The organism is Paenibacillus rhizoplanae (genome assembly GCF_042684125.1).
GTDB lineage: Bacteria > Bacillota > Bacilli > Paenibacillales > Paenibacillaceae > Paenibacillus_AQ > Paenibacillus_AQ rhizoplanae.
In genome coordinates this window covers 13,158-36,077 of sequence record NZ_JBHUKY010000100.1, presented here as the reverse complement: position 1 = coordinate 36,077, position 22,920 = coordinate 13,158, and the positions used below count along the sequence as shown (strand labels likewise).

The 22,920-nt window shown below is 48.5% G+C and carries 26 protein-coding genes and 1 riboswitch; of the genes, 5 read left to right on the top strand and 21 right to left on the bottom strand.

The genetic code is table 11. The features are described 5' to 3' along the window. The 3 genes from ACFSX3_RS31195 to ACFSX3_RS31185 form a co-directional block, all read right to left on the bottom strand. Positions 1-1,337: glycosyltransferase family 4 protein (locus ACFSX3_RS31195; protein WP_379313720.1), on the bottom strand; the 1,337-nt coding region annotated here is incomplete at its 3' end. 210 nt (positions 1,338-1,547) lie between these two features. After that, positions 1,548-2,681 carry a CgeB family protein gene (locus tag ACFSX3_RS31190; RefSeq protein ID WP_209994726.1) on the bottom strand — a complete coding sequence of 378 codons (1,134 nt, stop codon included), beginning with the start codon at positions 2,679-2,681 and terminating at the stop codon, positions 1,548-1,550. Between the two features lie 32 nt (positions 2,682-2,713). Beyond that, positions 2,714-3,811, bottom strand: coding sequence for a CgeB family protein (locus tag ACFSX3_RS31185; protein WP_379313718.1), 1,098 nt, complete (start codon positions 3,809-3,811; stop codon positions 2,714-2,716). Between the two features lie 275 nt (positions 3,812-4,086). Between ACFSX3_RS31185 and ACFSX3_RS31180 the strand changes: the two genes are divergently transcribed. Beyond that, positions 4,087-4,863, top strand: a complete 777-nt coding sequence (locus tag ACFSX3_RS31180) for an AAA family ATPase (protein WP_209994724.1) — start codon at positions 4,087-4,089, stop codon at positions 4,861-4,863. Positions 4,864-4,930: 67 nt separating this feature from the next. On the opposite strand, the gene ACFSX3_RS31175 is transcribed toward ACFSX3_RS31180, so the two are convergent. Together ACFSX3_RS31175 and wsfD are read right to left on the bottom strand one after the other, a co-directional pair. Further along, on the bottom strand, positions 4,931-5,104 hold the full coding sequence (locus tag ACFSX3_RS31175) for an aspartyl-phosphate phosphatase Spo0E family protein (RefSeq protein ID WP_173131895.1): 174 nt from the start codon (positions 5,102-5,104) through the stop codon (positions 4,931-4,933). 116 nt (positions 5,105-5,220) lie between these two features. Beyond that, positions 5,221-5,784 carry a glycan biosynthesis hexose transferase WsfD gene (gene wsfD, locus ACFSX3_RS31170; RefSeq protein WP_449290230.1) on the bottom strand — a complete coding sequence of 188 codons (564 nt, stop codon included), beginning with the start codon at positions 5,782-5,784 and terminating at the stop codon, positions 5,221-5,223. 326 nt (positions 5,785-6,110) lie between these two features. Here wsfD and ACFSX3_RS31165 point away from each other — a divergent pair, with 326 nt between their 5' ends. Beyond that, complete coding sequence (locus ACFSX3_RS31165) at positions 6,111-6,518, top strand: hypothetical protein (RefSeq protein WP_209994722.1); 408 nt, start codon at positions 6,111-6,113, stop codon at positions 6,516-6,518. Between the two features lie 66 nt (positions 6,519-6,584). Continuing rightward, on the top strand, positions 6,585-7,604 hold the full coding sequence (locus tag ACFSX3_RS31160; protein WP_209994721.1) for a hypothetical protein: 1,020 nt from the start codon (positions 6,585-6,587) through the stop codon (positions 7,602-7,604). A gap of 300 nt (positions 7,605-7,904) precedes the next feature. Here the strand turns inward: ACFSX3_RS31160 and ACFSX3_RS31155 are convergent, their stop codons facing one another. From ACFSX3_RS31155 to ACFSX3_RS31135, 5 genes are all read right to left on the bottom strand, one after another. Further along, positions 7,905-9,815 carry an LTA synthase family protein gene (locus ACFSX3_RS31155; protein WP_379313722.1) on the bottom strand — a complete coding sequence of 637 codons (1,911 nt, stop codon included), beginning with the start codon at positions 9,813-9,815 and terminating at the stop codon, positions 7,905-7,907. 185 nt (positions 9,816-10,000) lie between these two features. Continuing rightward, positions 10,001-11,236 carry a hypothetical protein gene (locus ACFSX3_RS31150; protein WP_209994720.1) on the bottom strand — a complete coding sequence of 412 codons (1,236 nt, stop codon included), beginning with the start codon at positions 11,234-11,236 and terminating at the stop codon, positions 10,001-10,003. Further along, positions 11,236-11,448 carry an RNA polymerase sigma factor gene (locus ACFSX3_RS31145; protein WP_379255242.1) on the bottom strand — a complete coding sequence of 71 codons (213 nt, stop codon included), beginning with the start codon at positions 11,446-11,448 and terminating at the stop codon, positions 11,236-11,238. Before ACFSX3_RS31145 ends, ACFSX3_RS31150 begins: the two co-directional genes overlap by 1 nt. Next, positions 11,403-11,876, bottom strand: a complete 474-nt coding sequence (locus tag ACFSX3_RS31140; protein ID WP_379255240.1) for an RNA polymerase sigma factor — start codon at positions 11,874-11,876, stop codon at positions 11,403-11,405. The genes ACFSX3_RS31145 and ACFSX3_RS31140 overlap by 46 nt, the downstream gene beginning before the upstream one ends. A gap of 114 nt (positions 11,877-11,990) precedes the next feature. Next, on the bottom strand, positions 11,991-12,989 hold the full coding sequence (locus ACFSX3_RS31135) for a hypothetical protein (RefSeq protein WP_379313716.1): 999 nt from the start codon (positions 12,987-12,989) through the stop codon (positions 11,991-11,993). Positions 12,990-13,034: 45 nt separating this feature from the next. On the opposite strand from ACFSX3_RS31135, the gene ACFSX3_RS31130 reads away from it, so the two are divergent. Further along, positions 13,035-13,322, top strand: coding sequence for a hypothetical protein (locus ACFSX3_RS31130; protein WP_379255236.1), 288 nt, complete (start codon positions 13,035-13,037; stop codon positions 13,320-13,322). 443 nt (positions 13,323-13,765) lie between these two features. On the opposite strand, the gene ACFSX3_RS31125 is transcribed toward ACFSX3_RS31130, so the two are convergent. From ACFSX3_RS31125 to ACFSX3_RS31075, 11 genes are all read right to left on the bottom strand, one after another. Continuing rightward, positions 13,766-15,103, bottom strand: coding sequence for a 5'-deoxyadenosine deaminase (locus ACFSX3_RS31125; RefSeq protein ID WP_209994783.1), 1,338 nt, complete (start codon positions 15,101-15,103; stop codon positions 13,766-13,768). Between the two features lie 63 nt (positions 15,104-15,166). Next, a riboswitch (purine riboswitch) is annotated at positions 15,167-15,265 on the bottom strand. A gap of 155 nt (positions 15,266-15,420) precedes the next feature. Next, positions 15,421-15,948, bottom strand: coding sequence for a GNAT family N-acetyltransferase (locus tag ACFSX3_RS31120; RefSeq protein ID WP_379255234.1), 528 nt, complete (start codon positions 15,946-15,948; stop codon positions 15,421-15,423). 190 nt (positions 15,949-16,138) lie between these two features. Then, a complete protein-coding gene (locus ACFSX3_RS31115; protein WP_209994784.1) occupies positions 16,139-16,543 on the bottom strand; it encodes a hypothetical protein in 405 nt (134 codons plus the stop codon). Between the two features lie 19 nt (positions 16,544-16,562). Further along, positions 16,563-16,850 carry a hypothetical protein gene (locus tag ACFSX3_RS31110; protein WP_209994785.1) on the bottom strand — a complete coding sequence of 96 codons (288 nt, stop codon included), beginning with the start codon at positions 16,848-16,850 and terminating at the stop codon, positions 16,563-16,565. Further along, positions 16,847-17,185, bottom strand: a complete 339-nt coding sequence (locus tag ACFSX3_RS31105) for a restriction endonuclease subunit S (RefSeq protein ID WP_209994786.1) — start codon at positions 17,183-17,185, stop codon at positions 16,847-16,849. The genes ACFSX3_RS31110 and ACFSX3_RS31105 overlap by 4 nt, the downstream gene beginning before the upstream one ends. 33 nt (positions 17,186-17,218) lie before the next feature. After that, a complete protein-coding gene (locus ACFSX3_RS31100; protein ID WP_081751236.1) occupies positions 17,219-17,512 on the bottom strand; it encodes a nucleoside-diphosphate sugar epimerase in 294 nt (97 codons plus the stop codon). A gap of 947 nt (positions 17,513-18,459) precedes the next feature. Further along, positions 18,460-19,758 (bottom strand): DUF6080 domain-containing protein, encoded by a 1,299-nt coding sequence (locus ACFSX3_RS31095; RefSeq protein WP_209994799.1) that lies wholly within the window; start codon positions 19,756-19,758, stop codon positions 18,460-18,462. A 31-nt stretch (positions 19,759-19,789) separates the two neighbouring features. Then, the gene (locus ACFSX3_RS31090; RefSeq protein WP_209994787.1) at positions 19,790-20,110 is read right to left on the bottom strand and encodes an EamA family transporter; all 321 of its coding nucleotides are present in this window, start codon (positions 20,108-20,110) and stop codon (positions 19,790-19,792) included. Beyond that, positions 20,100-20,438 (bottom strand): EamA family transporter, encoded by a 339-nt coding sequence (locus ACFSX3_RS31085; protein WP_209994788.1) that lies wholly within the window; start codon positions 20,436-20,438, stop codon positions 20,100-20,102. Before ACFSX3_RS31085 ends, ACFSX3_RS31090 begins: the two co-directional genes overlap by 11 nt. Continuing rightward, positions 20,426-21,058, bottom strand: a complete 633-nt coding sequence (locus tag ACFSX3_RS31080; RefSeq protein WP_209994789.1) for an HAD-IB family hydrolase — start codon at positions 21,056-21,058, stop codon at positions 20,426-20,428. Before ACFSX3_RS31080 ends, ACFSX3_RS31085 begins: the two co-directional genes overlap by 13 nt. Before the next feature lie 20 nt (positions 21,059-21,078). Next, positions 21,079-21,975 (bottom strand): decaprenyl-phosphate phosphoribosyltransferase, encoded by an 897-nt coding sequence (locus tag ACFSX3_RS31075; protein ID WP_379255224.1) that lies wholly within the window; start codon positions 21,973-21,975, stop codon positions 21,079-21,081. Between the two features lie 267 nt (positions 21,976-22,242). Between ACFSX3_RS31075 and ACFSX3_RS31070 the strand changes: the two genes are divergently transcribed. Continuing rightward, entirely contained in the window at positions 22,243-22,767 is a 525-nt protein-coding gene (locus tag ACFSX3_RS31070) for a GNAT family N-acetyltransferase (protein ID WP_209994790.1), read from the top strand. Positions 22,768-22,920 lie beyond the last annotated feature (153 nt).

Genomic DNA, 22,920 nt, shown 5'->3' with positions numbered 1-22,920 from the left:
CGGCGCCCGGTCTCACCCCGCGGCCGCTCTGCCGCGGGGGCGCTCTTCCCGCCCGCCGGCGCAGCTGCGGGCGGGGCTTCCGGGCCGCCGATGAGCTGCGGCGGCTGGAGGCAGTAGCGGAGATGCCACCTCTCCGCTAAGCCTTGCAGCCGGGCGCGGTAAGCCGCCGGGCCGTAGACGGCCTCGATGCGCTCCCGCGCCTGCCGGCCAATGCCGGCCGCCATCGCCTGGTCGGCCAGCAGCGCGTTCACCCGCCCGGCCAGCGCGTCGATGTCTCCCGCAGGCACGAGCAGTTCCCCGCAGCCTGCGGCGTCCAGAATCTCCCGCAGGCCGCCGGAATCATAAGCGACAACCGGCTTGCTGAAGGCATAGCCCTCCAGGGCCGTCATGCCGAAGCCTTCCCGGATCAGGCTGGGGACAACGAGCAGATCCATCGCGCAGTAAGCGGCCGGCAGACATTCTTCGTATCCGACAAACCGGAAGAGCGAGGTCAGACCCTCCAGCTTCACCTTGCGGACACAGCGCTCATAGTAGCTTTTATCCCCGGGAGTCCCCACTACGAGGTAGCGGGCAGCCGGATGCTGCTCATGCACCAGGACGGCCATCTTGACGAAATGCTCCAGCCCCTTCTCCTTATTTATGAAGGAAGAGACATAGCCGATCAGCGGGTCCCCCGGGGCAATCTTCAGCTCACTCCGCCGTTCGCCGCGCAGCTTGCTCCAGGCCTCGAACATCAAATCCGCGTCACTCCATGAAGGGGGAAGCTGGGTTACCTTGCTATCGCGGATATCCTCGGGGAAGCATGCTGCCGCTGTCTGTGAAATCGCCAGAATCTCATCGCTGTTGTTGTGGATCAGCTCTACGCTGATCGGGGTGAACTCGTTGTCTGTAATGGTCTCCGAGATCTTCCAGATCACCGGTATGCCCAGTGACTTCGCCGCAATTGGCGGCAGGGCATGCACACAAGTGCTGGTGATCACGAAGGACGGACGGAGCTCCGCAAGCCAGTGAGTCAGCTCTTGATATTCCCGGCCCTCCTGCATTTTGCGGATATCTGCCGGAAGACCGGCATAGGGGGTGTACACTCCATAGACCAGCGGAATAGACATCAGCCGGACTTGAAGGCCGTAGCTCCGGGCCAGCTGTGTCAGCTTCCCGTCCTGCGGGGCTACGAGGATACAATTGAAGTAAGGAGACAGCTCCCGGCTGAAGAATAACAGCAGCTTCTCCGCACCCGTAATACTGCGCGTGTTGGAGACATGGGAAAAGAGGACGATTGTCGCTTTGTCGGCCATGGTGTCTCGGCGCTCCCCTGCGAAGGGCTGTGGAGCAGCCATTCACCTCCTAAAAGTTTTACGAAGCTTAGCATCCGGGCATAATCCACTATCACCTGAGATCCACCTGATTAGGACGGGTATATTAGCTGACAGGCTAACATCTCTGCCCGGTACTCCAGTATATTGAGAGGGCAGAGATGCCGGCACGACACCTGTCCCCTGTGATACGCACATTTTGCTGACAGCCTGTTCTACGATTGCCCTGCTGGCTTACCCGTAAATAATAGTAAGCAGCTGGCTCAGACGTCTGGTATACGTGTGATCCCTCAGCGTCCGTTCGAAAGCGCGGAGGGACATCTCCCGGCGCTCTTCCTCATGCGTCAGATAGTACTGGATTTTGCCCATCAGCTCGTGGGGACTGGAGAAGGTGTCGATCTCTTCGCCCACCTTGTAGAAGGAGCCGAGATCGTCACGGGCATCGCTGAGCTGCAGCGTGCCACTGGCAGCAATCTCGAACGTACGCGGATTTGGCGATACAGCCGGAATATACAGTGTATTATTGTTGACGGCATCGTCGATATGCGAGCGGTGAAGGTTGATTACAATCTTCGAGCCGCTGTAAGCTACAGCCGTCTCCTGAGGGGACATCCACTTGCCGATCTCAATCCGGTCGCCATAGAGCGGCGCTTCCGGCAACCGGTCCCACCAGATTCCGTTAATGACTGTGTTATAGCTCATCAGCTCCGGCATAATATCGCGGAAGAAATTAATCCGGTTCCAGTAAGCCGACCCGATGAAGCTGACATCCCGGGTGACCGGCGAACGTCCGGTAGTCGGACGGTAATGCTCACGATGCGCGGCAAAGGGCAGATAGTGGACCTCCGTGCAGCCAAGGCCGCGGTAGATCTCTACGCAATTACGCTCCAGTGTGAATACATAGTCATAATGGGCCACAATCTTCATTGTGAAATCCGTGTAATACGGATCATCGGTCAGCCAGATCGCGGTCTTGATGCCCTGGCCGCGCAGAATAGCCACCTGCTCCAGCGGTAAATCCAGACCATCCAGCACCAGCACGAGGTCGGGACGCTGGGCAGCAGCCAGCTCCACCAGATTCTGCCGCACATCAGTAATCGTGACCTGAGCCGTTAACCGCTGCAGTGCGAAGAGCACGGCATCATCCAGCGGTGAATACGGATATCCCTTGCCTGAAGCCACGTACATCACATGGATATTCCTTACCGGCTGCGGCTCCTCCGGGCGTCCGTCCAGCACAGCGAGACGTCCCCGCAGATATCCTTCGTCATAGCCTCCCTTGAAGCCGGTCAGACGTCCCCGCAGCTTCTCTTCCTCCGCAGGGGTTCTCGGCAACGGCGGGGCAGGCATAATAAATTCGTTGTTCATGAGTATTCGCTCCTTTTGATCCATAATGAAATTCACCCTCTTGAAGTAAGAACACCCAGTAAATGAGGCAGACGCGAAGTAAAGGTATGCCGGCGCAGCGTGGTCTGCAGTCCCCGCAGCGCATACTGCCGGCGCTCCTTGTCGTGATTCAGGTAATAATCAATTTTGCGCTTCAGCTCATCGGCAGAAGCGAAGGTCTCCAGATCCCGGCCCGGCTTGTAGTGGATATCCAGATCCTGCCGGATATCGGTCAGCTGCATCGTCCCGCAGGCGCTGATCTCATAGGTCCGGGGATTAATAGAGAGGGACGGAAGCTGGAATGTATTCCGGTTGTCCATCCCTCCCTCCCAGGGCCGGTGGATATTAATGACAAGCTTCGCGCCGCTGTAATAATTGGCTGTCTCCTCCGGCGGGATGAAGCCCTCTCTGATGTACGGAGACAGCTCCTCGAAGTGGGCCAGCCGCTCCCAGAATCCGCCGGCGATCAGCACCTTCTTCCCCCGCAGGAAGGGGACCAGTTCATCGAACAGCTCCGTACGGTTGCGGAAGGCATTGCCGATGAACACGACATCATAGTGATATTGCGGTCCGGTGTGGCGCGGGTAGAACATCTGGGGGTTGACGCACAGCGGAAGGTAGTGCACAGACGCCGTCCCCAGCGAACGGTAGAATTCCACACAACCCAGTTCATGCGTGAACACATAATCGTAATGCCGGCAGATGACGGATGTGTCCTCGGTGAAATAAGGATCATCCACAAACCAGATCGCCGCCGGGATTCCCAGCTGTCTTATTGCCGTAATTTGTTCCAGATGATTCTCCGGAAATACATGCAGCCCGTTCATCACCAGCACCGCCTCAGGCAATTCGCGCGATGCCACCTCCAGCATAGTTTCCGGAGGACAGATGATCAGCTCGCTTACCAGCAGCCGCAGCGCTTCTGCGACTCCCGTATCGATGGCCTGAAATCCCTGGGGAACATACATCAGTTTTAATGGCTGGCGTTCCCCCACTTCAGGGGTATTCAGGCGCTTCACGGCTTCGCACAGGCCGAGATGGTACCCTTGCAGATAGCCATCCCGGTAATCCCGTGGAAGCCCGCCTCTCTTTTTTGTTTTCACGGCCTTCACCCTGCCCCGTTATATTCTCAAGACAGTAGTACTATATGCGGAGTCAGCATCCGCCTCATGGACATCTGTCTGTATCACGCCGAAATTGGCATATGCCCCCCGGTCTTTCGCCCGCTTGGCCCGAACCCGTGCAGAATTCATCCACTCTTGTCCATGCAGAGGCAGGCTCTGCACAACGAAGCTTATTCAAGTCCTTTGCGGGTACGACGGGAATCATCTACAATTAGAGGAATAACCTTTTGCGGGAGAAAAACCTATTAAGGAGGAATTAACAAATGAGTTCAATCTATGGCCCTATGCTGTATCTGCGCCATGTCGAGCTGTTGCGCGATGCGGTCCCTTCCTTCGGAAGCTATCCGTTTAATCTGCCGGTGGTAAGAACCTTGGAACGGCTTTCTTTTCAGAAACAGGTCACTTTTCTTGTAGGGGAGAACGGTAGCGGGAAGTCTACCTTGCTGGAGGGCATTGCTGCTGCCTGGGGGTTCAATCCGGAAGGGGGGACGCTGAATTTCTCATTCAATACCAGGGCCTCGCATTCCAGTCTCTATGAATATTTGCGGATTGCCAAAGGGGTCAAGCGGCCGAGGGACGGATTTTTTCTGCGTGCGGAGAGTTACTACAATGTGGCTACTTACATCGATGAGCTGGATGAGGACCCCGAGGCGGGAAGACCCATTAAATCCTCCTATGGAGGAAGCTCGCTGCATGAGCAGTCGCATGGGGAATCCTTCTTCTCCACATTCGTTCACCGCTTCGGCGGACAGGGCATCTATATTCTGGATGAGCCCGAGGCCGCCCTGTCTCCTGTACGGCAAATGTCACTGCTGGCGCGGATGCATGAGCTGGCAGCGCAGAATTCCCAGTTCATCATCGCCACCCACTCCCCGATTCTGATGTCCTATCCGGGTGCGGATATTCTTCTGCTTCAGGGAGAGAGTATCACGCCTGTTGCGCTGGAAGACACGGATCATTACACAGTCACCCGTGCCTTCATGACCAACCGGGAGAAGATGCTCCGCGAGCTGCTGGGCGATGAGTTCGATCCACTATAAAAAAAGACACTCCGCGGCGTTAACCGGCAAAGTGTCTCTTGTATTGGCATAGCTGCTCAGTAATTCTCTAATAAAGCTGGTCATCCTTTTCTGTATGACAATCACTGTATTCATTCAGAAGCGCATCCAGCTTCACCGATTGGCGGAGTACCCGGACATCCTGCATCCCGTACTCCAAGGCCAGTTTGTTCAGTTCCTGTCTTGCCTGTTCAATCTTGTCCTTGTATTCGTCATTCCCCATAGCGGCCCCCTTGTAGGATGAGGCTGTATCAAGCCATTTCCACTCTTTTACTAAAGTTCCAAACACATTGTATTCTATAATCCGCTAGGGGTCAATTAAGGGTTTGACATGGCAAGTTATTTCAGCAGCCTCGTCAGCTTATGCAGCGTCCAGCCCAGCATCGCCACCGCCATCATATCGAAGCAGACATTGAACAGGAACAGGTGCTTGCCGATATCCGCCCGCCCGTCACCGAGGATCGGAACCAGGAACGAGAACAGCCCGATCAGTCCCAGCAGCATCATCAATTCTCCGGCGATCCGCCCCGCTACCTCCTTCGTACGGAAGTATTGATAGAGCACTCCGGCATAATACACTAGGTAGAAAACAGCCAGGAATCCGAGAGAATGGGGCAGATGCTTGTTCTTGAGCTCACTCCAGCCGCTGTACATTCCTGCTACCGCGCCCGGAGGCTTGCCCTCGCTTTTCTCATAGCTTCCGAGATAATAGGGACGGATGGACATGCTGTTAGCAGCCGCATACTTCATATTCTCTATTAAACGGCCGGGATGCTTCATATAAAAGAATAGCACATCCTTATGCGATACACGGTCATAGAAATCCGGGGTAAGCGATGGATCATCCTGCTTGATCACCGTATCTGTCTGGAAATAGTTGGTCCCCGCAAGCCCCCACCAGATAAGTCAGGCGTACATCTGAGTCAGTTAAGATAGAGTGCAGGGCACCAGGCAACGAATAGCGAAACAGACGTTTGACGATCTGTAGCAGGCCTATGAGAGCCAAACCTTATAGTTCTAGTTCTAACCTCACAGGTTTTACATTTTTCAGATTCAGGGTTAAATTTTATTTTACATATTAAACTATAATTCGACATAATATTACTTTAAGTTCATTTAAATCCCAAAAAAACAAATATTTCTTTCATCATATTTAATTATTTGTAATAATGTGTTATTTTTTAGAGGCAGACTCATACAAAATTCCCAAATTAATGGAGGTAGTTCAATTGATTAAAAAAATTCTTTTCACTGCTGCATCCTCACTTCTAATTGTAGGCTCTGCTGCTAGCGCAGCCCCAACAGTAGGTGGATATTCAAGCGGCGGCTCACTTGGTACAACTTATTGCTCGGGAGTTCTTCAAGCGGATTATTCTAATGGTAGACAGGGTGCTATAGCCGAAAATTATACATCTGCTAAGGGTAGTCAAACAGCAAGAGTAACGGTGGCTTTTACTTATAGTAACGGTGATAGAGGCTACAAAAATGGAGCAACAGGATCAAGAGATAACGACACTTATGTTCAAGCTGTTGGATATGCTGATTCTGGAAATACTGCAATATATGCAAGTGCTACACATACGTACTATTCCGGCAATTATGGAAGTTGGACTGGAACAACCAATATTAATCTTTAATTAATACGTATTAACAAGTACTTATCTGTATGAGTCTGCAAATACTTAATAAATCATAGGTGGATTATGAAGAAAATAAAAAATAAATATTCATTCATTTCTATCTTTTTTGTATTTCTTATAATTATTGTGGTTACAAGTTATAATATAGCCACTCAAAAAGAAGACAATACCCAAACCCTTAAAGAAGATAACACCCAAACCCTCAAGGATATTAGTTCTTTTAATCAAAAATTAATAGGATCTACCACAACTCATATACCTCCAGGGGCCTCGGGATATGGGATAAGACTCTTTAATTCAAATGGAGAGTTTGTCAGTGATGAAGTTTTGTTCAATGAAACGAATGATTTCAATTATTTCCTCTCCATTGCTAATGCAAATCCTTATGATGATGTGATAAATGTCATGATCATTATTGATAATCAAATCGTCCCCTTTAAGATTGATCACAGCACCACTCAGTATAAAAATCATGAACTAAGCTTCAGTCCATATTCGATAATTAACCTTCCAATTTCATTTGAATTGCCTGAATCATTGAGTACAAAAAATAATTATAAAATTCATTTTATATGTCAAACAAAAGCTGATAAAAATACTGTCAAAGAAACCGAGTACATATTCAGTGCGATAGCGAAATTGGACAAAACCATCGAAGTAGAACAAGGAGCTATGCCCTCCTATTCGCAAACCTCAGTACTTAAAGACAGTTCGTTTGTTAATCTTCCCGAAGAATTAGCGGTAAATAACTCTGAATTTGTAGTGGATATCAAATCAGATGGTCACGAAAAAGATATAAATCAATTTGTTTTTGCAGAAGGAGAACAACTTAATTTCTCTCTTATCGCTTACGGGGAAAATTCATTTTACAGCAGCATTGTTTTTTTGGACAATAAGCCCATCAACTTATTTAACGGATCCGAAATTTTGAATTGGGAAATGAAGGATAAAAAGAAGCTTAATTACAACTTCTCATTGGATGCCCTGTCTAAAGGGGAGCATACTTTATTCGCGTTAACCATTCCAAATAACAGCAATACATCTGTATTCGAAACGAGAAAGTACACATTAGTAATAAAATAATTTGAGTCTTGTGAATTTCACTTGATTGGGGCCTAAAAGTGCAGAGCTGTAGTATCTTGGCCAATCGACGCTAATTTCATAACTTTATCTCTGTTGACTCGACAGCATATTTTTCGCAAGACTCAAGTAAATAATAAACTGATATCAATGTATCTACTATGCCACATGAAATTTTCGAGGAATGATAACAGCCGTTTATCATACACAGATACAAGCAGTATCGGAGAAAAGATCTTCTATCGGTACTGCTTGTATATGTCACCCTTTGGGATCAAAATCAGAATAAACATCCATAGCTCCCTAACGCTGCGGGAGCAGCTTCACATATTCATCCGAGTAGCCCATCAGCTTCAGAATATAGTCATAATCGCTCTGATACTTCTTGAAATCCGTCACTGGCTCATGCGTATCCAGCGAGATGGCTTCTCCGTCCGCGAAGCTTTTGCCAGGCACGAACATGACTTCATTATTGAAGAAGGAGCCTGTCGGCAAATAATACCGCATGCCTACCACATTATGGTCAATATTCAGCAGATCATGCCCGAATGCCGTGAACCCTTCGTCCTTCAGCGATACCCCCAGCAGATTAGCCACGGTAGGAAGCACATCCAGCTGTCCGCCGGTCTGCTCTACAACCTGTCCCTGCTTCATGCCGGGCGCATGAATAATGAGCGGAATGTTGAACCGGCTAATCCGGTTATCATACTTGATTCCGAGCGCCCCCTCCACCTGCTCCTCCGGGACATCCTTCGGCTGCAGGCCGAAATGGTCGCCGTACAGCACAAGCACCGTATCCTCCCACATGCCCTGCCGCTTCAATCCGTCAATCAGCGTACCTATCGCATAATCCGTATAATTCACCGCAGTCAGATAATCGCCCAGCATCGTATCCTGGAGCTTATCCGGCATCTGAATTCTCCGGAAGCTGTCCGGCACCTTGAACGGATGATGGCTGGAGGCGGTCACGAGCTGCGCATAAAAAGGCGTTCCCTTCTTCTGCAGCTGGGCAAGCTTCTCCACAGCGGTAGCATACAACTGCTCATCGGAAGCACCGAAGGAATTGAACTGGTCATTCTTAAAGTAACCCTTATCATAATAACCGTTGAAGCCAAGCGCCGGATACAGCTCATTGCGGTTCCAGAAGCCCACCTTGTTCACATGAAAAGTGTAAGCCTCATAGCCCTTATCCCGCAGCAGACGCGGCAGGCTGGGCAGCTCACGGTCTCCGAAGCCTGTTGACATCGCCAAGGTGGCAATCGGATAAACCGAGGTGTTGCTTATGAATTCCGCGTCCGAGGTATTGCCCGGGCCGACCTGCTGGAAGACATGCGGGAAATAGAAGCCCTCATCAGCCAGACCGTTCATCACCGGTGTCAGCTCTTGCCCGTCCAGTGACTGATGCAGCGGGAAATTCTGAAATGCCTCCAGTTGGATGACGATCACATTTTTACCCTTTTGCGATCCAAAATGTTCCGGCAGTCCGCCTGCAATATCCTTGTATGGATAAGTAGCCTCGAGTGCCTGCACCTTGGCTATGGTTTCAGCAATATCACCGGTCCCGATCAGGCCGCTATCCTCTTGGGCTTTGATCGCCGCGACCACCTCATAATTCAGGAATCCGGCACTTTCCGCCTGAACCAGCTCGTTGGTGATTCCCCGGGCAGAATCTATGGAATAAGCCGATAACGAACCGCCGCCGATAATAGCCACCAGCAGCACCACCAGATAGACTCTCCGGGCTCTGTGTGAAGGCTGACTAGGCTGACTGCCACGCCGCTGTTGTACGGGACCCTTCTTCCATCTGCGGAAGAGCAAATAGCTAATCATAATCATCAGATCGGCCAAAAACAGATAATCAATCATTTCAATCGTGGATTCCACGCTTTCTTTGACCTGGAATACCTGATGCAGCTCATAGAGCGCCAGATAGGTCGGCACCGAGCCGAAGTGGTTGAAGTACACACTGGCCCCGAACAGCAGTAGTGACAATAGGCCGTTGAAGCTCCAGAAGACAGCCTTTTTCATCCTCCCGGGCGTAATGACGGCCAGCACTCCCATAATCAGCAGCACCGGCGCGATATCCGCAGCAATCCATTCCCAGGCAATCCGGTCAAAGAACAGCCCTCTCAGCAGCAGCAGCTTCAGCCAGATCAGTCCCGCTACTATATAGAAATGAAACTGCACAGACGCAGGTTTCTTATCATTCATCATCATTCGATCTCCTCATGCTCTCTTTATTGAAGGTCTGTATAAACTCTATTGCATTTCTCTGTAAAAGTTCAGATTTCTCTAGTATAACAATACTTGAAATAGTTATCAAAACTGGAGGTTCTATTAAATCAAAAAACGCCCCTTGCGGGGCGCGCGTCCTGTTCAACTCATATGAGAAGGATAGATCATTCGGCAGGGGCAGGCGTCTGCTGCATCATGTAAAAAACTCCAGAACGATTATACGAACCGGTAATCACAGTTGCTCCGTCCGGACTTTTAAAGGCAACCGTACCTATGCCCGACATCTCCTTGACGAATGTATACTCCTCCAGACGGATGCCAAACATTTCATCGGCGATCGCAGCAGCAGAAAGCTGAAGCTTGACCTTATCTACATTCAGCAAATTCGTGTTTGGATCGGCGGAATTGAATGAATTACCATCGAAAAGCATAATGTCTTCTACTTGTAGAATACCTTGCGTAGCGTAGTCCATAAGCACCGTAGTGGCCATACGTTCACTCTCTCCATAAGTCAGAACAAGTACATCCTGTGTCGGCGACATCGTGCGCTTGATGGAGTATAGATGCTCCGTGCCCTGTTCTCTAAGCAGCTTTATCGCCTTAAGACCCGCCTGCTTCACTTCCGCGCTCACCTCCTCCTCACCCATCCTGAAGGTCGAACTGCGGTAGACGCCGTTCTCATAATCAATCTGCCCTTCATTCCCCATAAGTAAGTCATCGGTCTGTATGCCTTGCTCATCATCGTTTGTTCCGTAGTGGACGAAATGCTTAAGCCCGGTGACCGTGAATTTCCCTTTATACCCGGCATTCCGAAGCTGAGCCATCGCTTCATCCACGAACTTGGAGTCGATATCCTCAGGTTTGTAGATACCATCCATGACCAACCTTATCACCTTACCCGTTGCTGTGTTGATCCAGACCCTGGCGGAGTAATCTCCTTCCCTGAAAATGACCGTTGCAATATCACTCTCCCCTTCCTTCTGGCGCTCCACACCGGCATAGGGGTACCTTTTCCCAAGCTGCTCCTGCATCACCTGCACAGCAGTCCGCTTGAGACCCGCATCTGACAGGTCAACCTGTCCCGCTGTCGGCGGTTCGATCATTCCTGCTCCGCTTACCTCCAACGGATTAAATCCGCCGGACCGCCCAACCCCGTCGCTTCCCAGCACCAATGCCCCGGCTCCCAACAACAAGAGAAGGAGTACAACAGCTGTGGAGAGCATCCGTATGCGGATTACCCTGCGACGCTGGCCGTATGGCAGTACCTGGTTCAGTGAGGAACCATCTATTCCGATCTGCCGGACCACTCTGCCAGCAGCTTCTTCCGTAAATTTGATTTCCGGAAATGGGCCCTTGCGGGCTAACTCATACCACTGCGGCTCCCGTTCACGCTTATCCATTACTCCATCCCCCTCAGTTTGTCCTGGATTTTATGGCGTGCACGGTGCAGCCTCGATTTGACAGTTCCCGGCGATATCCGAATCAGCTCAGCGATCTCCCGGACCGACAGCTCTGCCTTGAGATCAAGCACCAGCACCTCACGCAGCTTATCCGGAAGGCTCATAATTAGGCGCCAGATCTCATGTACCTGCCGGTCGCCGAGATATTCCATCTCCGCCGAACGGGTAACAGCCGCCTGTCCCGCAGAATCCTGCCGCCCCTCATCCTCAGCGGGTAACGGTTGCATTCCTCCCCACAGCCCGGAGCGGAAAACCGCGATTTGCGGTAGGAGAATACCGTATTTCGGGCAATCGTGAACAGCCAGGTTTTTAGTGAAGAAGCTCCCCGGTAGGTTCGGATTCTGTAAAAGCATTTGATGAACACCTCCTGCGTGAGCTCATCCGCTTGATCACTGTTTTTGGTCAGAAAATAAATATAATTCCAGACATCCTCCCCATAAAGCTTCATTATCTGCCGCAGCTGCTCTTCATTGATCATCTCGGCCCGCTCCAGTCCATCCAGTTCCAATGGTTTCACCTCACTATATTTGACCTCAAGAGTGGACGGATAGTTCACTTTTCCCAGTAAAAATTTACTCATTCCATCATCCAGCTTAAAGGACGGCATGACTTTCAGCGGGAAAGATAAGGATATGTATGGCGCGAAGCATATAAATGCTTATCTTTTCAAAAAAAACTACAGCTGACTAATTCACTAACAAAGTTTGTTTTCAATCTGTTTAAGGTAGGCCAATGGGTCTCGACGAAAACGTCTGCGTTTCGTAGTTTCGTCTAGTCGTTTTGTCCAGCGACGACGTTCTTGGTTAAAAGCCTCATACGAAACTTGTTGCAGCCGTGAAACCAAATTCTGCTGGTTTAAAGCATCATCAACGAACACCACAAACTCACCGAAGCGAAGAATATGTTCGTTCCAACTGCGGCGTCCCGTCGTTCGCCGGTGTTTTGTTTTCGTTTGTCGAAAGAAACGTTCATGGTCATTGTTCGTGCGAGGAACCCAAGGCGCATCATAGCAGGTGAAAAGCCCTTTCCAAAAGCCTCGGGTATAGCTTTGGAAGTTAGAGACAAGCAAGGAATCTTCCTTCTGGGTATAGCTCTTTTGCATCCAGGACAGCAGGCACTCCATTTCAAAGCGTACCGTCTCACTGCGCTGGTCAGCACTTATCTTTGCAGGAGAAAGTAACCGTGCAGTCTCCTGAATCGGAATCTGCCAACGTTTCACCGCTTGGTACTTCGAAGTGAATTCGGGTAGTTTGCGAAACAGCAGCAGCACCTTTTTCAGGAGGACGGCCCCCCCTTTTTTAGCTACACTCTTTTCGAGTGAAGCCTTCACGGCACTGGCTTTCTCGTAAATCTGAATCCCTGGCAAATCCAGTGGGGGATTACCGTCCTCAAGCAGAAGGGAGCGAGTCGCGGCTAAGTAATCCCGTGTCACTTCGCTTTCAATTGAATCGTCATCTTCAACCTGTTTTTCAATTTCCCTCAGACCTCGCAAGCTTTTTTTGAGTCCTGTTTTGAGTTTGCGGTCCAGGTCAACAACAGGCTTGGCAATATCTTTTAGATAGTGGTATTGGCAGTATTGGTACGGCGTATTCGGCCAGGTTTCTCCCATCGCGAGTCGAATGGATTGTTGACCATCGCTGACCAGACCAATGACCGGAAATCCAAGGTCTTTGACAGGTCTCAAAAGAGCCATGAGCTGGCTCTTGTCGGCGAGATGCGGTTTAAGCAGCATATGACCGTGACCGAAATCTCAGAAGCCCTAAAGGAGCGAGGCATCCCCACCTCAGAGCGTCACGCTATGCGTCTTTACGAATGGTATCTGACCTTGCTTCGCGCCTCTCTAACCGCTGACGTTAAAGAACAATTAGAGGACGTGGTTAAGGAATATAATGGCCTTCTTCTCTCCATGGACGGTGTCCAACCAGAGAAAGGAAATGAAACACTGTATGTGGTTCGCGAAGGGTTTAGCGGGCGGATTTTGGCGGCAAAGAATTTAAAAAGTGGCTCTAAAACCGATACGTCGTAGGCATACGAAGTGTGTTTGAGACACAAGGCATCTGCCTGAACCGAACGGAAATACCGTTTGGGCTTACCACAGACCGGATCTGGGCAATGGTAAGCCATATTCCAGACTTCAATAATGCCTTCGAGCGTCGCTACAATTTTATTCGAAGCGTTGTGATGCCGCTTGAGTTTGGTTCCACAATCTGGGCAATGGGTGACTTCCGGGCGAAAATACATTTTTCGTTCGGGAACAATTCGATTTTTAGGTAAGCCTCTCTTTTGTGGTTTCATGATGATTCCTCCAAGTTAGATCTTACCTGTTATTACCCGATTTCAGGATAGTTAGAGAGATAATCAACCGTAGAAAAAAAACAGAGGACCAGAGTCCCCTGCGTAGTATATAGCTTGAATTATAACATTGCCCATTGTTCACATGGACTTATAGCTGGGTGAAAATGCCACCCGTTACCCCAGCGGGGTGTTCAACAGCAATCTTTTAATGGAAAGGTTCGCTTCATGAAGCACTACTTCCTTGTCGATGGTCTTCAGCCGCCCTGTGTGCATGAGGATCTCACCATCCACAATCGTTGTCTCCACATCGGCACGGGTGGCCGAGTAGACAATCCGCGAGATCGGGTCCACATCATAAGAGGGGAAGGTATGAAAATTATAGAGATTAAGGATGGCCAGATCCGCCTTCTTGCCGACCTCGATGCTGCCGATCTGATCCTCCATGCCTACCGCCTTCGCACCTCCAATGGTCGCCATCCGAAAGACGCTTCGGGCATCCATCGTAGTCGGGCCATGCGCGGGCTTCTGGATGACTGCCGCCAGACGCATCTCGTTGAACATATCCAGGTTATTGTTGCATGGCGCGCCGTCTGCACCCAAGCTGAGGTGAATATGGTCATGAAGCATGCCCGGCGTATCGGCGATGCCGGAGGCCAGCTTGAGGTTCGAGCCCGGGCAGTGGCTGACATGAACCCCGCGGTCCCGCAGAATCCGCTTCTCCTGCTCATCCAGCCAGACACAGTGGGCCAGAATCAGACGTTCGTTAGCCAGCCCCAGGTGATCCAGATAGACGATATTGCGCATACCGGTCATCGCCTGCACAAGCTCAATCTCTCCCAAATTCTCGGAAGCATGGGTATGCACCTTCACCCCGTAACGGGCCGAGAGGCTCTGCACCTCCCGCAGCAGCGGCTCCGTACAGGAAATGACAAACCGCGGGGAAAAAGCATACTGAATCCGGCCGTTCGCGTATCCGTTCCATTTCTCCAGCAGATCCACACTCTCCTGCAGCGAAGCCGCCGTCTCCTCCTGCAGGGCCGCCGGTGCATCGGGGTTCTTCCGGTCCATCATGACCTTCCCTGACAAGGCGCGGATACCGCTCTTCGCAATCGCCTGGAAAGCATAATCCGTATGATGTACCGTCTCCATATCCACGATGGTCGTTGTACCGCTGGTGATTAATTCCCCAATGCCGAGCATGGCAGAATAGTACAGCGATTCCTCGTCATGCGCCGCCTCCAGCGGCCAGATCCGCTTGCGCAGCCAGTCCATCAGCTCCAGATCATCCCCTTTGCCGCGAAACAGCGTCTGGCACAGATGAATATGCGTCTGGATGAAGCCGGGGATGACCGTCCGGTTCTTGGCATCTATGACAAGCTCATCCCCCTTCACTTCAAGGCTGGTACCAATCTCCACAATCAAATCGCCCTTGATGCGGATATCTCCGTATATAATGTCCTCCTGCTTATTCATGGTAATAATCTCCGCATGCTTGATCAAGATGTTCGCCATTGTCTTCTCCCCCCTAGTCTTGTTGATGTCAGGCTGACCTGTAACACAAAAAGGCCACAAAAATATGCCTCAGCATATTTTCGTAGCCAGAAATTTACGGTTCCCGGTAGAGACCCTTAAACCAATTATTAAGGATATACGAAAAGGACTATTCAATTGCTTATGAATAATCCCATCATAATTGAAAGACAACTTTCCTGTCAATAAGAGTTATTAAAGTTAACACAATTATCCGATTAAGTCAGATTAGAGCATGAATAAACCTTTTCACACTAAAAATCAGCCATTAATGTGATGTTAACTCACTCAATCGGAGATTATCTCTCCATATTATCTGTCAGCACCTTCTCAAACACCGGAAAAGCAGCGGTACGGCCCGGAAAACGGATCTCGCCTCTCTGCAAATACCCGAGCGAAGGATACAGCTTAAGTACCCTGTCATTCTTCGCATATGTATCGAGCCGGATGCTTCTGTATCCGCTGCTGCGGGCGAATTCCTCGGCAAAGGCGATCAGCCGCCGGGCAATCCCTTTGCCCTGAATCTCGGGATGTACCGCAAGCCGGTGCATGATCAGATGCGGCCCCTGCTGCTGTTCCCATTCAATGCCTGCATATTGCTCCGCCTGGTTCTCATCCAGCACAAGAATTCCGGCAATCGCCTCATGCTCCAGGCAGACAAATAAGGTTCCCTTGCCGATATCTTCACTAATGACTTCACGGTTAGGGTACCTCTCATCCCACTGATCGCTTCCGCCTGCCTGCATAACTTGTACACATTTGGCAATCAGATTCATGATCTCCTGGATCTCCTCACTCCGTGCTCTTCGTATCTCATTCCCCATCATGTGTGTTCCCCGCTTTCCCGCCTGAATAGTGAACCCGGTAAAGATTCTGTTAAGAAGTCTACCATATCCGGCCGGAAATTCCGATAGCCCGCCTTATCCCAAAGTTCCCCATATGCTATAGGGGCGGCGCGTTATGCGCCAGCCCCTATAATAGCCGCAGTCCTGCTCCGCTGCTGTGCCTGCAGCTCTGTCAGCCGAGCTCCAGCTTATGCCCGTCCTCGAAGCCCTTGGCGAAACCTGCGTCGAACCCCACGTTGTATGCTTCGGTGTAGCCCTGCTGATAGGCGTCTCCCGGCGGGAGTTCCGGCGGGACGCCCAGATCCGGGGGGAGCGGAATCACCTGCGGCTGGGGAGGGGGCTCTATAGCCGGTATGACCTGCACCGGCGGCTTTACAATACGGGATCTGCGGAGCAGCCGTCTGCGGAGTCTTCTTTTTCTGCGCAGCTGCAGGGATTTCTTCCCCGGCTTGCCGAGCAGACCCTTGCGCGATTTGCGTCCGGGACCTTTGCGTATCCGTGTCTTCCGTGACAGCAGCGGTCTGCGTCTCTTGCCTTTGCCCGTGGAACCAAGCTTGCCCTGTCTCTTTCTCTTCATCTTCTACGCCTCCTGTACTTCATCTACTCCTGGACGTCCCCTCTGAGCAGACCTTGCTCAGCCAGGGGGCTGCAGGCACTCCTTCTTTGGGCTCATGCAGCGAAATACCGGATATCATCCGGCACATTGAACTCTGGTACCCGCTAAGAATCCTGATATTGTCGCTCAGCTTGCGGGCTGTCTGCTCCGATTGCCCCGTCACTTCAGCAATACTCTCGAGGATGGCTGCGAGCGCTGCCTGGCTGCGGGCGATCGAGCGGATCATCTCCAGCTTGACGGCATGTTCGGAAAGCAGCCCGCCGCTCATTTGCTGTCGTCCCCGAAGCTGAAGCCCTCGCCACCATCCCCGCCAAAATCGCCGCCCTCGTCTTCCCCGCTGCCCAGCACCGCCTTCAGGTTGCTGTACAGTCCGTTCTCCAGCTTCGTCAGCCCCTCTACCATTTCCACGATTACCTCGTGAATAGAGATGGATTCCTTCAGCTGGTCTTCGTGGGAGTCGAACGCTCTGGCGTGGATATGATGATGGGTCCACTGCTTCACTTTTTCCGCTTCCACCGCTTTGGCCTCAAGAATCATCGCAATGTTCCACTGGATGGCAGCGGTCGACTCCAGCATTTGCAGATATGCCTTTTCTCTGCTCATCCTCCGCCTCCTTGCTCAGGTTACACGTTACCCTTACTCTTCTTCCTGACCGTTTAATTCCTTGATGACCCTGCCCACTCCCTCAGCCATCGCCTCTTCAAGATCGGCAAGTGCATTGAGGTAAGCAATGATGTTTTTGTTGACTTGACCTGAGCTTTCCACCAGCCCACTGAATCCGCCGAAATCAGGGTCCGCATCCGGCAGATCGTGAACTATTTGCGACATACGGACGGCTACGTGGCGTTCGGCGTCGAGAATCCGTGCCATTTGTTCGTGCGTATGGGCCATGTGCTGCAGGACTTTTGTAATTTTACTCTGCACCTTCATGTCTCCTTTGCTCAAACGCCCTGCTACAGCATATGCGGCATCCGCCTTGACGGTGCCGCAATACCAAATAGCACAATTTGATTTTGAAAACATAGATATTCAAACTATTTGGAAGCAATTATACCCAAGCGAGTGCTATCAATTCACAAATGACAACGCTCCACATACTTATAAGTTCAAGTAAAAAATAATTCCTCTGTAACCTGCAAGGTTGCATTCAACATTTACAATTAATATCGTTTATCAATCGAGTACACCGTACGTACCATTCGGTATACGGCGGTTAAACCGCATAAGCAATTGACGTAGACGCTCGTACTGCGCAGGAAAGTCTTAGCATCCTGCCTGTGCGAGCTTTTCGTTTGTTATGGAACGAGATAGCACCGAGCTTCCAGCGATATGTCACCCCAGACGGGGGTTGCCCCTTGGGTATGCATGCCACTCCGGTATCCCCAACTTGCGCAGATTTTGCACCTTTGTTCTTGGCTTTCAATTATTTTCAGATGTGAGGGATTCTCGTAGACGCGAACTTACACGCCACCTCTATCCCTTCCCAAGGCAAATTCAAGAAATTTGAAGTTATTCCGGGCCGCTACACTGACAACCTTGCTTTTCTACTTATTAATCAAGTCTCCGTTCGTCCTCCAGGCACTTTCTGCAGGCCCCCAGAAGAGGGATTCGGGCAGTATTGGACTTCGCTTTGTTGAGCAAGCTTGTCCGTCCTAGCATGTATGTTCGTCAGACCGAGGGTTTGCCTCGTGCTTCCTTCAGATTCCACCTCGCGGTGGACACCCTTGCCTTCAGCTAACAGTTCCTACTGCCAAGCCTGTAGCGGACTTTCACCGCCAAGTTATCGCCCATACCTTGCGCACTCTAAAAAAGCCACGATTCTCCATATAAGAGATTCGCGGCTTTTTTTATTTTATGAAGTTCGCTTTTTTAATCCTTTAGTCCGATTGATTCTCAAGCTCGATATATGATGATTTAATGTAATCTAACGTTGAATAATGCTTAACTATATTGTTAGCCATTGTCGTAATAAGTAAAAGGAGCATAAAGGAAAAAAGTACTTTCTGTAGCTTAACATTCATTACTTTTCTGATAAAAACGCTGGCTAGAAGGAAGATTGCAAATAGATAATGTCCAGCGTACATATACAAGTCATAATTGTATGCTGTAAGACCAAAGCCAACGACTACATGCAGGAAAAATGCAAAAAGGGGATATACCATTAAAGACCAAACTTCTCGATTACGGATACCTCGGATAACCCCCAGTATAGCCAGAGCAGTTAGCCCAAAGCCTGCCAATTGCACATAAAGTGGGTGAGGATTACTTAGGTTCGAGGCAAAGGCAACAATTTTAGGATCTATCAATGCAATTTCCGGCGTAAGGACTGGATTTATCGTCAGCAGATGAAATAATCCAGAATGGTGGGAGATCGAAAAAGGTGATACATAACTAAAGGCACCATTGGATATGCCTCCTCCCAAATCCGATAGCCATGTCCTTTCAGAAAACATAGCATATTGTATACCTGTGAAGAGTACGAGCATAAGCAATGAAACAGTCATGATCATCACAAAACGCTTCAACGTCTCCTTCTTATAGCTGGTATTAAATATACTTAGAAATAAGGCGCCCGTAAATGTAATTAAATTCGTGGAGGTAATCCCAAAATTCAGCAAGACCAATATTGCTACAGGAATAACTGGGAATGAAGATAAGTCACGACATTTATACAAGGAGGCAGTAGACAATATTAAAATCAATTGTGCGTAGGGATAAGAGTCTGGAATTAATGAAGAAAATATCATATAAGAACTGACCCCGAAAAAAATAGAGAAAATAACTGAAGCTCTCTGAGATGATCCACTTCTGCGCATAATGTAAAAAAGAATGGCTGTTGCCAATGCATTAACAGCAGACTGCAACAAAAGCAAAAACAAATTACCAACAGAATGGACTGATACATAGGTAAGCGGAGCCGTAAGGAAATTATATAATGGATGAATCATAGATGAAGTAAAGCTGCCATATTCCATTGAGGGATCAAAGTTAAACAGGTTTAAAGAAAAGGGGGCGCCGTAAAATGGATTGAACCTTGATAGGATATCAGCATTTTCTTTGATGTATTGAACGTAAGGAAAGTTAATAATCAGATAACCCGCGAAAAAAACGAGCCATAATGTAGCTGCTGCATAGTTATCTTTTTTATCTCTGAAATAATAAGCATAAAATGACATAATAATCTCCAATCCTTTAATTTGTTAGATTTCACCTCACAAGCAAAAGTAGACCCAAAAGAATGAAAATCAAACCAGATATTTTCAGAAGACCAATTGTTTCCTTGAAGAAGATTTTTGCCAATAAAATCGTCCAAAAAAAAGTCAGAGCATTGGCAGGGACGATCAGGGTATAAGGCAGTTTTTTCAGCAAATAAATATTGAGCAGAGCGCCGCCACCATATAATGACAATCCAAAAAACAGGAGAGAATATTGTTTTTTCACAGTAAAACTTTTGAAGAATACACTGCCTAGAGAACCCAATATAGTCATTACTATAAGAAGAAAATATAAGAATAGTTCATTTTTCATAGGAGGTTAAGCTCACTCCTATCACCAGAAGAATAACGGCTACCAATTTCTTCATCGTAACTGGTTCTCCAAGAAATACTCCTCCATAAATCAGCGCGACAATGTAACTCGTACACATAAGGGGATAAGCCACAGACAGCTTCAAAAATTTCAACGATTTTATCATAAAAATCGCCCCAATTCCGTAACATACAAAACCAATTGCCATGTAAATGATATTGCTATGGCCCCATTTCCAAAACAATTGTCCTGTTGCTGTCAAAAAGGCTGAAATAATCATAAGCCACTTACCGCTAAACCGTTTATTTACCGTTGTCAGTTGTTCCATGTTAATACCTCGCAACCTGCCGCATGATTAGAGTTAATCATATATTTTTGTTTCACCAGATTTAGCATTGGCATGTCGGATAAGGAGTCGGAATAAGCACATGAATTATTGTAATCCGCTGTAATCTTCTTTTCTTTTAAATATGACTTTATACGGGATACCTTTTCTTCACCCTTGCAGTTCTTCCCATTGATAGTACCTGTGTAATGCCCCTTTTCAAACAAGAGCTCTGTTCCGATAACACCATCCACTTCATGTATCTCTTCAAAATATTTCATATACGCGATTGGGGACGCTGTAACCAGAAGTATATGGCAGCCCTCTTGTTTTCTAAAGGAAAGCTCCTTTAAGGCTTGCGTATAAATATGCGGTTTGAGCTTTGTATTATAAAAGTGTTTAAGATCTCTGTCGTCCATATATTTCATGAATCCAAAAAAAGCACTTTTAGCAAATTCAGCAGATACTAAATTCAACCGGTAAAGGACAGAATATAACCCGGCAAGAATGAGCAAATGAAAAGAGGTAGGTTTTTTTCTAAATCCGTAAAACAAGAATGAAACCATAGAGTCTTTATCAATAATAGTCTTATCAATGTCAAATAAGGCGAGCTTTTGATGCATATAGATCCCCTTTAACTTCTTTATTCAAAACAATATAAAATTAAAACTACACTGATTACATAAATGACAACTGTAAAAAGGATGTGCTTATCCTCAAACAATACTTTATCCGGGGCCCCACCCTTATTTTCTATATGTATCAAATATAAATATCTGAATATACCATAAATAACCAATGGGATTGTCCACATTAATTGTATAGTTCGTCCAGAGGTAAATGTAAACAGAGAGTAGCTGATTATTGTAGCGGTTGTCACTATACTGCTTAATTGATCTAATAGTTCAAAAGAATACTTCTCTAACACTTTACGATGTGTACCCTTTTCATTTCCAAGCAAAAAAAGCTCATGTCTTCTTTTTCCAATCGCGAGGAAAAGAGATAGAAGCATAGTACACAATAAAAACCAGGGAGTAAAGGGTACATGGATCACAAGTCCGCCAGCAATTGCCCGTAGTACAAAACCCGCAGCAATAATCATGATATCAATGATAACAACATTTTTAAGACGTATGGAATAAGCAACATTTAAACAAAAATAGAAAACTAGTAAAAGAGAAAACAAAGGATTTAATAAATAGGCTAGTGATAAAGACACCATCACAATAAGGGCCCCAAAGACTAAGGCAATACTGGAATTCAGTTCTCCCGAAGCCATGGGACGGTTCCGTTTTACAGGATGATTCTGGTCAGACTCAATATCGATGTAGTCATTAACGATATATACGCAACCTGAAATAAAACATAGGAGCAAGAAACCTGCAAATGTGTAAAAAAGAGCGGAAGTAGTTACTACTTCAAAAGAAAACAATGGCGCGGCAAAAATAAGCAAATTCTTTGTCCATTGCTTAGGCCTCATTTGCTTAATTAAAAGCCAAAAAATTCGCCTGTTAAAATTGATGTTAGATTGGGATTGCAAAAGGGGCCTCCTATATATCAAGTGTATTTCTTACAAATTCTGATTTCACTTCTAAATAACATAACATAGTTTTCCTTGTTGTGTCATTCATCTTCTATTTTATTGAAAAAAAAATCATTATTACCATATTTTTAATTCTTATTTACACTTTCTCAACTAGTAATATGTCTTAGCGAATGACACTGCATGAAGTATTTAAAAACCCTTCAACCACAAAGTAAATGCTTCAGCAAATCATGAATTAATTGAAAATGGAGGAGCAGATTTATGACACATACGGATAACCGCCTGATGCTGCGGCCCCTGAATGCTGCCGAGCTGGCGTTAGCCTTGGAGGACTATGCGGAGCTGGAGCTTGCGCTGGGCTTGAGAGTTACCCCGGCTGCCACTCTGATGGATGACGAAGAGATGCGTTATGCTATGCGGGTGAGGTATGCTAAGGTGCTGCAGGATGAACAAAACTACTGCTGGCTGACCATGTGGGCCATCATCCACCGGGAGCAGCGGCAGCTCATCGGCTTCCTGATTCTTAAAGGCCGCCCGAACGAACAAGGTGAAGTCATCGTTGGTTATGTCATAGACGAGAGATACCGGGGCCAAGGCTATGCCACAGAAGCGCTGCGGCAGATCAGCGCCTGGATCTTCAGCCATCCCGGCGCACGCTGGGTCATCGCAGATACCGAGAAGGACAATTTCGCCTCCCACCGTGTCCTGCAGCACCTGGGTGCAGAGCTGTACCGGGAGACTGAGGATTTGTTCTGGTGGCGAATCGCCCGGCCAGCCAGTGGTTGATGGCGATGAGTTGGTGGCTATCAAGCTGGGGGCTGCACTGCCCGCCAGGGGAGTTCGGCCGACTTTCGACCCCCGCGCCCGCTTGCGGCGGGATTCAGGGGCACTTGTGCTCCTCATTTTCGCTTAACGCCAACTTTCAGCGAATTCAGGTGC